The organism is Streptomyces sp. NBC_00285 (genome assembly GCF_036174265.1).
Classification (GTDB): domain Bacteria; phylum Actinomycetota; class Actinomycetes; order Streptomycetales; family Streptomycetaceae; genus Streptomyces.
Map to the genome: position 1 here is coordinate 5356899 of NZ_CP108055.1, position 13953 is coordinate 5370851.

The window sequence follows — 13953 nt, forward strand, 5'->3', positions numbered from 1 at the left end:
GCCGACACAGCGGAGGGCTCCATGATCGAGAACCGCAAGGGCTCAGTGATCACCTTCTACTCGTACAAGGGCGGGACCGGACGCACGATGGCACTCGCCAACGTCGCCTGGATCCTGGCCGCCAACGGGTATCGCGTGCTGGCCGTCGACTGGGACCTGGAGGCGCCGGGCCTGCACAGGTTCTTCCACCCGTTCCTGAAGCCCTCCTTACTGCGGGAGACACCCGGCCTGATCAACCTCATAGACGACTACCGCCGCGAGGCCCTGCGCGACCTCCCCGACCGCGCGCCGGACTGGCACCGGCTCTACGCCCGCGTACGCCCCCACGCCATCTCCCTGGACTGGACCTTCCCGGAACGCGGCAGCCTCGACTTCCTGTCGGCCGGCATGCGGCACCGGGACTACCCGATCGTCGGCAACATGGACTGGGACCGCTTCTACAGCAGCTACGGCGGCGGCCAGTTCTTCGACGCGATGCGCTCCGACATGGAGCAGTACTACGACTTCACCCTGATCGACAGCCGCACCGGCCACAGCGACCTCGCCGACATCTGCACCGTGCAGATGCCCAGCACCCTGGTGGTCTGCTACACCCTCAGCGACCAGAGCATCGAGGGCGCCGCCACGGTCGCCCAGGACATCGAGGAGCGGTACGGCGAGAAGGGCATCCGCATCCTGCCGGTCGCCATGCGCATCGACGACGGCGAGAAGGACAAGGTCGACGCGGGCCGGGCCCTGGCGCGCGAACGCTTCGACGGCCTGCCCAGCGGCCTGGACCCCGAACAGCTCACCGCCTACTGGGGGTCGATGGAGATCCCCTACCGCCCCTACTACGCCTACGAGGAGATCCTCGCCCCGTTCGGCGACCCGCCCAAGGTCGCCAGTTCCATGCTGACCGCCTGCGAACGGCTGACCCACGTCGTCACCGCAGGCCGGGTGAGCTCCCTGCCGCCCCTCAACGAGGTCAAACGCAACCAGTACGTCTCCGCCTACACCCGCCGCCGCCCGCTGCCGCCGTCGAAACTGCTGCTCCAGTACGTCTCCGAGGACCGGATGTGGGTGGACTGGCTGGAGGCCGTGCTGCGCGAGGCGCGCTTCGAGGTGGTCTCCCAGGACCTGCGGTCGATGACGACCCTGGAGGTCGGCGGCGAGGCCCTGTCCGGCGGCTCGCAGCGGGCGCTCGCCGTGGTCTCGCCCGCCTTCCTCGGCTCCCGCACGGCACGGGCCGCCTGGGAGGCCACCGTGCACTCGGGAGGTTCGCACAAGCACCAGCCGGTCGCCCTGCGGGTCGGGGACGTGCAGCAGATCCCGTACGCCAGCCGCGGCGGCACCCTCGATCTGGCCCGGCTGGACGAGGAGACGGCCGCGACCACACTGCTCACCGGTCTGGGCCGGCCCAGCTCACCGCAGCCGGCCGCACGCCCGCACGGTGCGCGCTTCCCCAACAGCAGCACCAGTGTCTCCAACGTCCAGCCCCGCTACCCGTTCTTCACCGGCCGCTCCTCGATCCTCGAACAGGTGCGCCGCCAGTTCGTCACCGGCGCCACCGGGGAACGGCTGCCGCAGGTGCTGCACGGGCTCGGCGGCGTGGGCAAGACCCAGCTGGCCCGCGAGTACGCCAACCGTTTCAAGCCCGACTACGACCTGGTGTGGTGGGTCGACGCCGAACAGCCCGACCTGGTCGCCCCCAAACTCGCCGACCTCGGCCGACGGCTCGCCCCCGGCATCGGCGACGACGTGTCCGAGGCGGCCGTGGCCGCGCTCCAGGCACTGCGCGCCGGTGACCCGTACAAACGCTGGCTGCTGGTCTTCGACAACGTCGAGGACCTGGACGAGGTGCTGAACCGCTTCAGCGACCAGACCGGACCCATCCCCGACGACGTCTACGGCCACCTCCTGGTCACCACCCGCACCAAGCCGGCCACGACCCGGGTCCGGACCGTGGAGGTCGAGGTCTTCACCCGGGAGGAGAGCGTGGAGCACCTGACCGCGCGCGTGCCGGGGCTGCGCGAGGAGGACGCGGCCCTGGTGGCCGACGCGGTGGGCGACCTGCCCCTGGCGATCGAGGTCGCGGCGGCCTGGCTGGCCACGACGGCCACCCCCGTCGGCGAGTACATAGAACAGCTGCGCGAGCAGAGCACCCAGGTTCTGTCGGTCCAGGCCGCCGTCAACGCCGTGGAGTACCCGTCCTCCGTGGGCGCCACCTGGAACATCTCCGTGACCCGGATGCGTCACGAGTCCCCGGCGGCGGCCCGGCTGCTCGAACTGTGCAGCTTCCTGGCCGCCGAGCCGATCTCGATGGCCCTCGTCGGCAGCGACGCGATGATCAGGGCACTGCTCCCGTACGACAAGGATCTGCGCGCCCGGTACATGCTCGGCAAGGTCACCCAGGCGCTGAACCGGTTCGCGCTGGCCAAGGTGGACTCCACCGACAACTCCATCCAGGTGCACCGGCTGGTGCAGGCCGCTGTGCGCGACAGCATGGCCGCCGACGTGGCCGAGGAGACCGTCCACGAGGTGCACCGCATCCTCGCCGCCATCCGGCCCTCCGAGGACGCGGTGGACGACCCCGCCAAGTGGCCCGAGTTCGAGGTGATCTGGCCGCACCTCGTCCCCTCCAACATCCGGGAGTGCGCGGAGGAGGAGCCCCGGCAGCTGATGGTCGACCGCATGCGCTACCTGTGGAAGCGCGGCGAACTGCACCTCGCCCGCACCCTGGGCACCCAGCTCAACCAGTTCTGGAGCTCCGAGTTCCCGGACTCCAACGACGAGCAGATCCTCAACCTCCGTTTCGAACTGGCCAACATCCTGCGCTCCCAGGGTGAGTACCAGGCCGCCCGGGAGATGGACGAGGACACTCTGGCCCGGCAGCGCAGGCTCCTCGACGAGGGCCACCCGTCCCTGCTCATCACCTCCGGCAACGTGGCCGCCGACCTGCGGGCACTGGGCCGCTTCAACGAGGCGCTCCAACTGGACCAGCGCAACTACAACGGGTTCCGCGAGATCTTCGGCGAGGACCACTCCCGGACCCTGCGCTCCGCCAACAACCTCGCCATCGACCACCGCCTCACCGGAGACAGCGAGGCCGCCCGGAGGCTCGACGAGGACACCGTGCGCCGCCGTACCGCTCTGGTCGGCCCGCTGCACCCCTACACCCTCACCACCCGCAGCCACTACGCCCGCGACCTGAGGGAACTCGGCGAGTACGACGAGTCGGTGGAGATCCTGCGCCAGGTGCGGGACCTCTTCGGACAGGTGCTCAACCCGTACGTGCCGGAGGTGCTGCGGGTCGACAAGAGCCTCGCCGTGTCCCTGCGCAAGGCCGGCCGGCACGCGGAGGCGCTACGGCTGAGCGAGCAGACCTGGGAGACCCACACCCGCTACCGCGACCGGTACGGCCGCTCCATCCCCGAGGAACTGGCCTGCGGGCTCAACCTCGCCGCCGACTACCTCGCCACCGATCCCGAGCAGGGCGCACAGCGGGCCGTGCGGCAGGTCGAGGAGGTGCTGGAGGGATACCGCAACTCCTTCGGTCCCGCCCACCCGTTCACGATGTTCTGCATCAACAACCTGGCGACCTATCACCGGGCCCTCGGCGACACACAGAAGGCCGCGGACCTGGCCGAACAGGCCCACACCGCCCTCGCGGCGGCCCTCGGCAACGACCACCCGGCCACCCTCAGTTCGGGAACCAGCCTCGCCAACGCCCTCGCCGACCTCGGCCGCCTCGAAGAGGCCGAGCACTGGGAACGGCTCGCCGTGACCGGCCTGCGCAAACGGCTCGGGCCCAGCCATCCCGACACCCTGGCCGGCATGGCCAACCTCGCCATCACGGTGCGCGAGCTGGGCCGGGAGAAGGAGGCCACCAGACTCCACCGGGAAGCGGAGACCGAACTGGTCCAGCGTCTGGGCGAGACGCATCCGCTGAGCGAGGCGGCGTCCGCGTGGCGCCGGATCGACCGGGATCTGGAACCGCAGCAGGTGTGATCCGCGGCGGTGCGGGGTTTTCGGGATGCCGGCGTCCGTCGCGATGCCGGCATCCTTGTCCGGCATCCGACATCCGTCATCCGTCCTGTCGGGAGGCCCAGCCGATGCAGCGGGTCATCACGCGCAGGGCTCCGAAGTGGGCGGCGTGGCGTTCGACCTCGACGCGGGCGCCGGGGATGTGACGGCCGAGCCAGCGGGTGTGTTCCACCGGGGCGAAGATGTCCTCCTCGCCGTGCCAGAGGAAGACCGGGGCGGTGATGCGGGACAGCTCGAAGCCCCAGCCGGTGCTGAACGCCATCACGTCGTCCACCCAGCCGTCGGCGGAACGGCGCAGGCCCTCGGCGAAGTTGCGCTCCAGCATGGCCTGGATGCCGGCGTCGGCGACGATCCGGCGGTCCGACTCGGGCAGTTCGCTGCGCATCTCGGCGACGGAGGCCGCGGGATCGGCGCGGATCGTCACCGAGCGTCTGCCCAGGCTTGCGGTGAGCCGGTGCCGGCCCGCGGCCGCGTTGGCGTACGCGTGGACGTTGGCCTCGGTCATGCCGTCGAGCCAGTCGAGGTCGGCGGCGTCCGGCGGGGCGAGCCCGACCAGGGAGCCGGCCCGCGCGATGCGTTCGGGGATCAGCGCGGCGCAGGCGAGCGCGTGCGGGGCGCCCCCGGACCGGCCCACCACACCGAACCGGCCGATCCCGAGGGCGTCGGCGATCAGGCGTACGTCCTCGGCGGCCGCGCTCACCGTGCGGCCCAGGCTGCGGTCCGAACCGCCGTATCCCGGCCGGTCGAACGTGATCAGGCGGATCCCCATGCGGTAGAGGACGGACGGCCGCGGGGCGGGCCCGAGCCGGCTGCCCGGAGTGCCGTGCAGCAGGAACACCGGGCGGCCCACGGGATCACCGCGCTCCTCGACCGACAGCCGTCGCCCGTCCCTCGTCCGTACCGTCCACGCCATCGGCAGTCCCCCCACGGCCCGGCGTTCCCCTGAGTCCGGCGGCAGAGCGACCGGCACCGGTCAGTATGCGGACCGGACCGCCCGGAGTCACGAGATCGGTTCACACCGCCATCAGCGGTGCGTCCTTCTTCCACTTCAGGATCTTGTCGAAGCTGACCACCGCGCCACGGCGGCCGGGCTTGTTGCCGATGTGGACGTGGTCGGCGAGCTCCTGGATGAGACACAGGCCGCGGCCGTTCTCGGCCTCGTCGGAAACAGGGCGCACGGCTTGGCGCGCGGACTGGGGACGGGTGAACCCCGGGCCGGAGTCGGTGACTTCGATACGGCACTTCTCGCCGTCGAGGTAGGCGGTGACCCGGTACGCCGTCGAGGAGTCCTGCCGGCCGCCGTGTTCGACGGCGTTGGCGCAGGCCTCACTGAGGGCGAGGGAGAGGTCGTAGGAGACGTCCGGATCGACGCCCGCGGTCTCCATGGTGCCGAGCAGCAGGCGCCGGGCGAGGGGGACGCTCGCAGCCTCGCGCCTCAGATGGAGTGACCACCAGATGCTCATGCTCCAGCCTCCTGGGCGCGGCTCGACATACCGTTACGTATTGCCGCCCGCACCCGGGTGTAAGCACACAGTTGACGTGATGCCGCCCATACGGGGGATGCACGGGGTGCGCTCATCGGTGTATGTGGGGCAGTTCGCACCACAGGTGACCTTCCGGGCGTACACCTCGTACGTCATCTTGTGGACCTGCCGTATGGCGTCCATAAGGCCAGTGCGATGATGAGCCCGCCATGACTGCCCCCCACGCACGCTCCGGAGGCGATCTCCGGGTTCTGCGGGCCGCGGTGTTCGCCGCGGTCTGCGTCGTGCTGGCCGCGGCCGGTCACTCGGCAGCCTCCTGCGCCACCGTCCCGTGGTGGACGCTCGGCGCGGGGTTCCTGGGGGCCGTCCTGGTCGTGGCACCGCTCGCCGGACGTGAACGGTCGCTGGCGGGCATCGCCACACTGCTCGCAGCCGGACAGACCGTGCTGCACGTGCTGTTCGGGCTGGGGCAGCACGGTGCGACGACGATGGCTTCGATGACGTCGATGCCGTCAACGTCCTCGGCACAGGCGGCGCAGGCCGTGCAATCGGCTCAGTCCCTGTCCGACGCCTCGCTGGTCCAGCAGGCCGCGCGGCTGCTGTGCGGGACCACCGCCGCGGCGATCAGCCCGGCGCAGGCCCAGAAACTCCTCACCGACGCCCGGCTCTATCCCGGGGCGACGGGCACGGCGGGTGCCACGGGCACGTCGGCCGTGCACCACTCGGCGGCGGACGCCATGGCCGGCTCCTCCGCCCTGGCGCTGCTGCCCTCCCTGCCGATGGTCCTCGGTCACGTCCTCGCGGCCGTCGCGGCCGGCTGGTTCCTGCGGCGCGGGGACCTGGCGCTGCTGAGGCTCGCCGAACTGTCCACCTGCTCGGCGCATTCCGTCGCGGAAGAGGCGCTCGTACGGTCCCTGCGCGGGGCGTTCGCGCTGGTGCGCGCCCTGCGTGCGGGGCTGCCGGGGGCGCCCGAGGCCGGACCGCGCCTTCAGCGCACCGCACTGCCGACGGTGCCCGGGCCGCACACCACCGCACTCCAGCACTCGGTGATCAGGCGGGGTCCGCCGGCCGGCGGCGCGTTCGTTCTCGCCGCCTGACACGACGGGCGCGACCCGGGGGATCCCAGAGGACCTCGAGGTACCGCCGTCGTGCGGCACGCACGCGTGCAGGTGTTTCCACGTTGCCCGAGTGATCGGGCACCCCTGCGCGCGCGTACCTCTCCTCAGTACCGGAATATCTTTCGAAGCGGAGTGCACTCCATGAAGGCTTCTCGTCTCGCCGCCACCGGCGCCGTCGCCGCCACGGCCGTGGTGATCCTTTCCTCGCCCGCGTTCGCGCATGTCAGCGTGGCCCCTGAGGGCACCGCCGCCAAGGGCGGTTACGCGGTCGTGGACTTCAAGGTCCCCAACGAGCGCGACAACGCCTCCACCAGCAAGCTCGAGGTCGCCTTCCCGGCCGACCACCCGCTGGCCTCGGTCATGCCGGAGCCGATGGCCGGCTGGAAGATCCAGGTCACCAAGTCGAAGCTCGCCAAGCCCCTCGAACTGCACGGCAAGCAGATCACCGAAGCCGTCACCAAGGTGACCTGGACCGCCACCAGCGCGGCCGCCGGCATTCAGCCCGGCTACTTCGAGAAATTCCCGGTGTCCATCGGCGCCCTGCCCGAGGACGCCGACGAACTGGTCTTCAAGGCGATCCAGACGTACTCCAACAAGGAGGTCGTGCGCTGGATCGAGGTCCAGGAGGACGGCGGGGAGGAGCCCGAGACGCCGGCTCCCGTCCTCGCCCTGTCCGCCGCCACCGAGGACGGCCACCACGGCTCCACGGCCGCTGAGAAGACCGACGCCAAGACCGAGAACGCCGCCGCGGCCACCGAGGCCGCCCCCGCCGACAGCAGCGACACCACCGCCCGCGTCCTCGGCGTGGTCGGCATCGTCGTCGGCGCACTGGGCGTGGCCTACGGCGTGCTCGCCGGGCGTCGGCGCAGCGACGCCTGACCTGTTCCACGGACGCGTGCCGGGGCCGTACAGCCCCGGCACGCACCAAAAAAACTTACATCTGGGACATTTCGATATGCGTAAGAAGACGTTCGCCGCGGCCGCGCTGATCGCCGCCGCCACCCTGACGCTGTCCGCCTGCGGCAGCGGTGACGACAGTTCCTCGCCCGTCACCGTGGTCTCGGAGGAGGCCGGCTCGGAGAAGGCCGCCACCGTCCTCGACCAGCCGTTCGAGAAGCCGGACCTGGTCCTGACCGACACCAAGGGCGCGAAGTACGACCTCCGGGCCGCGACCAAGGGCAGGCCCACCCTCATCTACTTCGGCTACACCCACTGCCCCGACATCTGCCCGCTGACGATGAGCAACATCGCCGTCGCGAAGAAGCAACTGCCCAAGTCCGAACAGGACAAGCTGACCGTCGTGTTCGTCACCACCGACCCGGCCCGCGACACCCCGGCCGAGCTCGGCAAGTGGCTCAAGGGCATCGACACCCAGTTCGTGGGGCTCACCGGTGACTTCGCCACCATCCAGGCGAGCGCCCGCACCCTCGGCATCTCCATCGAGCCCACCCACAAGGACAAGAAGACCGGCAAGACCGTCTCGGTGCACGGCACCCAGGTCGTCGCCTTCTCCCCGAAGACCGACAAGGGGTACGTCCTCTACGGCGAGGACGCCACCGTCGACGACTACACCAAGGACCTGCCCAAGATCATCAAGGGGCAGAACCCGTGAGCCGGTCGCTCGCCACGATCACCGTGCTGACCGGGGCCCTGCTCCTGGCCGGCTGCTCGGACTCCGCCGGCTCCGACGACGCCCGCCTCTCCGTCTCCGGTGCCTACATCCCGCAGCCCGTCTCCGCCGACATGGCCGCCGGGTTCCTCACCATCTCCAACTCCGGTGCCGCGAAGGACGAGCTGACCTCGGTCACCAGCGGCGACGGCGACGTCACCCTGCACGAGACGACCGGCGGCGCGATGGAACAGGTCTCCCGCCTCCCCGTCCCTGCCCACGGTCAACTCGTGTTCAAAAGCGGCGCCAACCATCTGATGTTCGACAAGCTGAAGCGCAAGCCGACGCTGGGTGACACCGTCACCGTCGAACTGCACTTCGCCCAGTCCGACCCCGTCGTCGTGAAGATGCCGGTCAAGTCGGCGACGTACATCCCCAAGACCGGACACTGAGGGAGGGACCACCTTGACGCAGACCATCGCCCCCCGCGTCCGGACCCTGTTGCTGCTGCTCCTGGCCACCGTCGGCCTGCTGCTGACCACGGCCGCACCCGCCTCCGCGCACGCCGCGCTCACCGGCAGCGACCCCGAACAGGGGGTGGTGGTCGACAAGGCGCCCGACCAGATCTCGCTGACCTTCTCCGAGAAGGTCGCCCTGTCGGACAACTCGCTGCGGGTGCTCGACCCCAAGGGCAAGACCGTTCAGCAGGGCAAGCCGTTCGCGGTGGACGGCACGACGTACGGCGTGAAGGTCCACAGCGGCCTGCCCGACGGCACGTACACCGTCGCCTACCAGGTCGTCTCCGCCGACAGCCATCCCGTCGCCGGCGCCTTCACCTTCTCCATCGGCGCCCCCTCGACCACCACCGTCTCCGTCTCCGGAGAAACCGTGGGCGGCGGGATCGTCGGCTGGCTGTACGGCTTCGGGCGGTACATGTCGTACGCCGGGTTCATCGTCCTGATCGGCGGCGCCGCCTTCGTGCTCGCCTGCTGGCAGCGCGGTGCCGGAGTGCGGCCCATGCAGCGCCTCGTCGTCGGCGGCTGGCTCACCCTGACCTCGTCCACCCTGCTGCTGCTCCTGCTGCGCGGGTCGTACACGAGCTCCGGGAAGGTCGGCGACATCTTCGACCTGGACCTGCTCGGGAACGTGCTCCAGACCAAGGCGGGCGCCGCCCTGGTGTCCCGGCTGCTGCTGCTCGCGGCGGCCGCGCTGTTCATCTCCGTGCTCTTCGGGGCCTACGACAAGCGCGACGAGGAGGAGAAGCGGGACCTCACCTTCGGTCTCGCGATCGGCGGGACGGTCGTCGCGGCCGGGCTGGCGGCGAGCTGGGCGATGGCCGAGCACGCCTCGGTCGGGCTCCAGGCCGGCATCGCGATGCCCGTCGACGTCGTCCACCTGCTGGCCGTCGCCACCTGGCTCGGCGGACTGACCGCGCTGCTCGTCGCGCTGTACCGCTCCGACGCGCCGATCGAGTCGGCCGCCGTACGACGGTTCTCCCAGGTCGCCTTCGGCAGCGTGGTCGCGCTGGTCGTGACCGGCGTCTACCAGTCCTGGCGCCAGCTCGGCTCCTGGTCGGCGTTCACCGACACCCGGTACGGACAGCTGCTGCTGGTCAAGATCGGGCTGGTGGCGTTGCTCGTCGGCCTCGCGTTCATCTCGCGACGATGGACCGCACAGCTCGCGGACGTGGTGGTGCAGCGGGGGAAGCGGACGCAGCAGAAGGAACGGGTGACGGCGAACGCCTCCGGGTCCGGCAAGGCCAAGGGCGGCGCGGGGGTCAAGGGGGCGGCTGCCAAGGGAGCGGTTGCAAAGGGGACGGTTGCAAAGGGGGCTGCTGTTGGGGAGGCTGACGCCAAGGGCGCGGGCGGCTTGCAGGGCACCGGTTCCAAGGAGGCCGGAGTCAAGGAGGCCGGCTCCAAGGGCACCGGTGATTCCAAGGGCGCAGGCGGCTCCAAGCGGGCCGCTCAACTCGCCCGGCAGCAGGCCGCGGTGGACACGGCACGGCAGAAGCGGTCACGGGACGCCGATCCCAACCGGTTCGGGCTGCGCCGCTCGGTGCTCGCCGAGGCGGGTGTCGCGGTCGTCCTGCTGGCGGTCACGACCGTGCTGACCCAGACCGAGCCCGGCCGCACCGAGGAGGACGCCAAGGCGACCAAGGCGGCCTCCTCTTCCTCGTCGTCCTCGTCGGACGCGTCGGACTCCTCCGGGGCACTGACCCTGGACATGTCCTTCGACACCGGCGGTACGGACGGCAAGGGCGTCGTGACGGTCGACCTCGACCCCGCGCGCGTGGGCGGCAACGAGATGCACGTCTACGTCCAGCGGCCCAACGGCCGTGCCTTCGACATCCCCGAGGTGAAGGTCGCCCTCACCCTGGAGGCCAAGAAGATCGGGCCGCTGACCGTCACCCCCGACCACATCACCACCGGTCACTGGGCGGCGAGCAGCGTCCAGATCCCCATGGCGGGCGACTGGAAGATCGCCGTGACCGTGCGCACCTCCGACATCGACCAGACGACCGTCTCCAAGAACGCTCAGATCGGCTGACCCGCACCATGGCTGAACAGTCCATTCCCGTCACCGGCACCGGAGAAGGCGACTCTGGGGAGGGCGACCTCGGGGAGGGCGGCCTCGGGGAGGGGGGCGCGTCCACGGTTCGTGCGTCCAAGGAGGGCGCTCCCAAGGAGGACGTTCCAAAGGAGGGCGTGTCCTCGAAGCGGGGCGGTCCCGTCGAGGGGCGGGCGTCCGAGACGGGGGCCTCCGCGAGGGGGCGGGCGTCTGAGACAGAGACCTCCGCCGCCAAGGGGCGAGCGTCCGCGATGGGCGTCTCCTCGAAGGGGCGAGCGTCCAAGACGGGCGCAGTTGCGGGTGGTGGTGTCTCCGAGAGAGTCACCTCCCCGGACGCCACCTCCACGGACAGCGCCTCCCCCGACAGCACCTCCCCGTCAGGCGGGCACGAGTCGAGCGGCTCCACCGCCACAGGCATCTCGCGGCGCACCCTGCTCGGTACCGCCGGCGCCACCGGGCTCGTCCTCGGCGCGGCCGGCGCGGCCGTGGGCTACGCCGCCGCACCCGCCGGGGCGACCGCGCTGACCTCCGTAGGCAGTGACGAGGTGATGTTTCACGGGAAACATCAGCCCGGCATCACCGAGGGCCTCCAGGCCCGCGGCCACCTCGTCGCCTTCGACCTGGCGGCGGGCGCGGGCCGCAAGGAGGCCGCCGCACTGCTGCGCCGCTGGTCGGACACCGCGAAACGGCTGATGGCAGGGGAGGCCGCAGGGTCCGACGACACGGATGTCGCCCGGGACGCGGGACCGTCGTCCCTGACGTTGACCTTCGGCTTCGGGCACAGCTTCTTCTCCCGGACCGGGCTGGAGAAACAGCGGCCTGTCTCCCTCGACCCGCTGCCCGACTTCTCCTCCGACCGGCTCGACAAAGCCCGCAGCAACGGCGATCTGTGGGTGCAGATCGGCGCCAACGACGCCCTGGTCGCCTTCCACGCCCTGCGCGCGGTCCAGAAGGACGCGGGCAGCGCGGCGAAGGTCCGCTGGCAGATGAACGGCTTCAACCGCACGCCGGGCGCCACGGCCCACCCCATGACGGCCCGCAACCTCATGGGCCAGCTGGACGGCACGCGCAATCCGAAGCCGAGCGAGTCCGACTTCGACGAGCGGATCTTCGTTCCGCGGGCCGTCTCGAAGGACCCGTCGTGGATGGCGAACGGCTCCTACGCCGTCGTACGGCGCATCCGCATGCTCCTCGACGACTGGGAGAAACTGTCCCTGGCGGGCCAGGAGGCCGTCGTCGGGCGCCGGAAAGCCAACGGGGCGGCGCTGTCCGGGGGCACCGAGACCACCCCGATGGACCTGGACAAGACGGATGCCCAGGGCGATCTGCTCGTCCCCATCAACGCGCACGCCCGGATCACCCGGCCCGACCAGAACGGGGGCTCGGCGATCCTGCGCCGCCCGTTCTCGTTCCACGACGGCATCGACGCGGACGGAGTTCCGGATGCCGGGCTCCTGTTCGTCTGCTGGCAGGCGGACCCGCTGCGCGGCTTCGTCCCGATCCAGCGCAAGCTCGACCGCGGCGACGCGCTCTCCCAGTACATCCGGCACGAATCGAGCGGCCTGTTCGCAGTGCCGGGCGGGGCCGCGGAGGGGGAGTACGTGGGGCAGAGGCTGCTGGAGGGGTAGGGGCAGCGGGGCGCCCGCAGCGGGAGGCGCGGCGAGGGGATCGGCGGGGGCGCGGTGGGGGCGCAGTGGGGAGGTTGCAGCCGGAAGACGGGACCCGGGGACGACCGGAAGACGCGGCGACCCCCGGCGGGGTGCAACCGGAAGGCGCGCCCGGGGGGCACGGCCTGGAGGGCCACGACCGGAAGGTCACAGCCAGCAGGTCACAGCCAGCAGGTCACAACCAGCAGGTCACAACCAGCAGGTCACAACCAGCAGGTCACAACCAGCAGGTCACAACCAGCAGGTCACAACCAGCAGGTCACAACCAGCAGGTCGCGCGAACGGCCCGGGGTGGTCTGCGGTCACGCCGTTTCACTCACCGGAGGGGCAGTCGTGAGACATGTGCGTCGGGCCGCGCAAGGGCCATTAGGGTGAGGTCATGCCAGCGAGCTATGCGTATCTCGGCCCTGAGGGCACCTTCACCGAAGTCGCACTGCGGACGCTTCCCGAGACGGCGACCCGGGAGCTGATCCCCTACGTGTCGGTGCAGTCCGCGCTGGACGCGGTGCGCGCCGGTGAGGCCGAGGCCGCGTTCGTGCCGATCGAGAACTCCGTCGAGGGCGGCATCACCACCACCCTCGACGAACTGGTCGCGGGCGCCCCGCTGATGATCTACCGCGAGGTACTGCTGTCGATCACCTTCGCGCTGCTGGTCAGGCCCGGCACGAAGATCACGGACATCAAGACGGTCTCCGCGCACCCGGCCGCACAGCCGCAGGTGCGCAACTGGCTGAAGAAGCACCTCCCCGACGCCCACTGGGAGTCGGCCGCGTCCAACGCGGACGCCGCCCGCCTGGTCCAGGAAGGCCAGTACGACGCGGCCTTCGCCGGCGAGTTCGCGGCCGCCCGGTACGGCCTTCAGGCGCTGGAGACGGAGATCCACGACGCCGAGAACGCGCAGACCCGGTTCGTCCTGGTCGGCCGCCCGGCCCGGCCCGCCGCCCCGACCGGCGCCGACAAGACGTCCATCGTGCTGTGGCAGCGGGACGACCACCCCGGCGGACTGCGCGACCTGCTGGGCGAGTTCGCCACCCGCGGCATCAACCTGATGCTGCTCCAGTCCCGGCCCACCGGCGCGGGCATCGGCAACTACTGCTTCTGCGTGGACGCCGAGGGGCACATCACCGACCGCCGGGTCGCGGACGCCCTGATGGGGCTGAAGCGGATCTGCCGCGAGGTGCGCTTCCTCGGCTCGTACCCGCGTGCGGACAAGGAACCCGCGGACCTGCCGGCGCCGCTCACCGGCACATCGGACGAGGCGTTCGTGACCGCCTCGGACTGGGTGGCCCGATGCCAGGACGGCCGCTTCTAACGCCTCAGGAGCCGGTCCTACCTGCAGATTTTAGTTATCCACAGAAGTTATCCACAGGTCAGCTTCTCGACCTGGGGACAAGTCGACAACAAACGGTGACCCTGTCGACAAATCGGCCCTCAGGGCACTTCTGCATCCACACGCGCGCACGTCACCCTTCGTCCACTGTTTT

The 13953-nt window shown here is 70.6% G+C and carries 10 protein-coding genes; 8 read left to right on the forward strand and 2 right to left on the reverse strand.

The window, feature by feature from the left end; genetic code table 11:
• Nucleotides 1–21 precede the first annotated feature (21 nt).
• Nucleotides 22–3987: an FxSxx-COOH system tetratricopeptide repeat protein gene (fxsT, locus tag OHT57_RS24660; RefSeq protein ID WP_328748659.1), complete on the forward strand. Its 3966-nt coding sequence runs from the start codon at nucleotides 22–24 to the stop codon at nucleotides 3985–3987.
• Nucleotides 3988–4063: 76 nt separating this feature from the next.
• Here the strand turns inward: fxsT and OHT57_RS24665 are convergent, their stop codons facing one another.
• Together OHT57_RS24665 and OHT57_RS24670 are read right to left on the reverse strand one after the other, a co-directional pair.
• Nucleotides 4064–4936 (reverse strand): alpha/beta fold hydrolase, encoded by an 873-nt coding sequence (locus tag OHT57_RS24665; RefSeq protein WP_328748660.1) that lies wholly within the window; start codon nucleotides 4934–4936, stop codon nucleotides 4064–4066.
• A gap of 100 nt (nucleotides 4937–5036) precedes the next feature.
• Nucleotides 5037–5486 (reverse strand): ATP-binding protein, encoded by a 450-nt coding sequence (locus OHT57_RS24670; protein WP_328748661.1) that lies wholly within the window; start codon nucleotides 5484–5486, stop codon nucleotides 5037–5039.
• A 230-nt stretch (nucleotides 5487–5716) separates the two neighbouring features.
• On the opposite strand from OHT57_RS24670, the gene OHT57_RS24675 reads away from it, so the two are divergent.
• The 7 genes from OHT57_RS24675 to pheA all read left to right on the forward strand — a co-directional run bounded on the left by OHT57_RS24675 (nucleotide 5717) and on the right by pheA (nucleotide 13781).
• Nucleotides 5717–6604 (forward strand): hypothetical protein, encoded by an 888-nt coding sequence (locus OHT57_RS24675; RefSeq protein ID WP_328748662.1) that lies wholly within the window; start codon nucleotides 5717–5719, stop codon nucleotides 6602–6604.
• A gap of 162 nt (nucleotides 6605–6766) precedes the next feature.
• Complete coding sequence (locus OHT57_RS24680) at nucleotides 6767–7504, forward strand: YcnI family copper-binding membrane protein (protein WP_328748663.1); 738 nt, start codon at nucleotides 6767–6769, stop codon at nucleotides 7502–7504.
• 76 nt (nucleotides 7505–7580) lie between these two features.
• Entirely contained in the window at nucleotides 7581–8237 is a 657-nt protein-coding gene (locus OHT57_RS24685) for an SCO family protein (protein WP_328748664.1), read from the forward strand.
• A complete protein-coding gene (locus OHT57_RS24690; protein ID WP_328748665.1) occupies nucleotides 8234–8686 on the forward strand; it encodes a copper chaperone PCu(A)C in 453 nt (150 codons plus the stop codon). Before OHT57_RS24685 ends, OHT57_RS24690 begins: the two co-directional genes overlap by 4 nt.
• Nucleotides 8687–8699: 13 nt before the next feature.
• Nucleotides 8700–10781: a copper resistance CopC/CopD family protein gene (locus OHT57_RS24695; protein WP_328748666.1), complete on the forward strand. Its 2082-nt coding sequence runs from the start codon at nucleotides 8700–8702 to the stop codon at nucleotides 10779–10781.
• A 158-nt stretch (nucleotides 10782–10939) separates the two neighbouring features.
• Complete coding sequence (gene efeB, locus OHT57_RS24700) at nucleotides 10940–12430, forward strand: iron uptake transporter deferrochelatase/peroxidase subunit (RefSeq protein WP_328748667.1); 1491 nt, start codon at nucleotides 10940–10942, stop codon at nucleotides 12428–12430.
• Nucleotides 12431–12848: 418 nt separating this feature from the next.
• Nucleotides 12849–13781 (forward strand): prephenate dehydratase, encoded by a 933-nt coding sequence (gene pheA, locus OHT57_RS24705; RefSeq protein ID WP_328748668.1) that lies wholly within the window; start codon nucleotides 12849–12851, stop codon nucleotides 13779–13781.
• The last annotated feature ends 172 nt before the right edge of the window (nucleotides 13782–13953 follow it).

What these genes read in the sequence shown, in the direction of transcription:
- fxsT (WP_328748659.1), top strand. Translation starts at nt 22, where the DNA reads ATGATCGAGAACCGCAAGGGCTCAGTGATCACCTTCTACTCGTACAAG.
- OHT57_RS24665 (WP_328748660.1), bottom strand. Translation starts at nt 4,936, where the DNA reads ATGGCGTGGACGGTACGGACGAGGGACGGGCGACGGCTGTCGGTCGAG.
- OHT57_RS24670 (WP_328748661.1), bottom strand. Translation starts at nt 5,486, where the DNA reads ATGAGCATCTGGTGGTCACTCCATCTGAGGCGCGAGGCTGCGAGCGTC.
- OHT57_RS24675 (WP_328748662.1), top strand. Translation starts at nt 5,717, where the DNA reads ATGACTGCCCCCCACGCACGCTCCGGAGGCGATCTCCGGGTTCTGCGG.
- OHT57_RS24680 (WP_328748663.1), top strand. Translation starts at nt 6,767, where the DNA reads ATGAAGGCTTCTCGTCTCGCCGCCACCGGCGCCGTCGCCGCCACGGCC.
- OHT57_RS24685 (WP_328748664.1), top strand. Translation starts at nt 7,581, where the DNA reads ATGCGTAAGAAGACGTTCGCCGCGGCCGCGCTGATCGCCGCCGCCACC.
- pheA (WP_328748668.1), top strand. Translation starts at nt 12,849, where the DNA reads ATGCCAGCGAGCTATGCGTATCTCGGCCCTGAGGGCACCTTCACCGAA.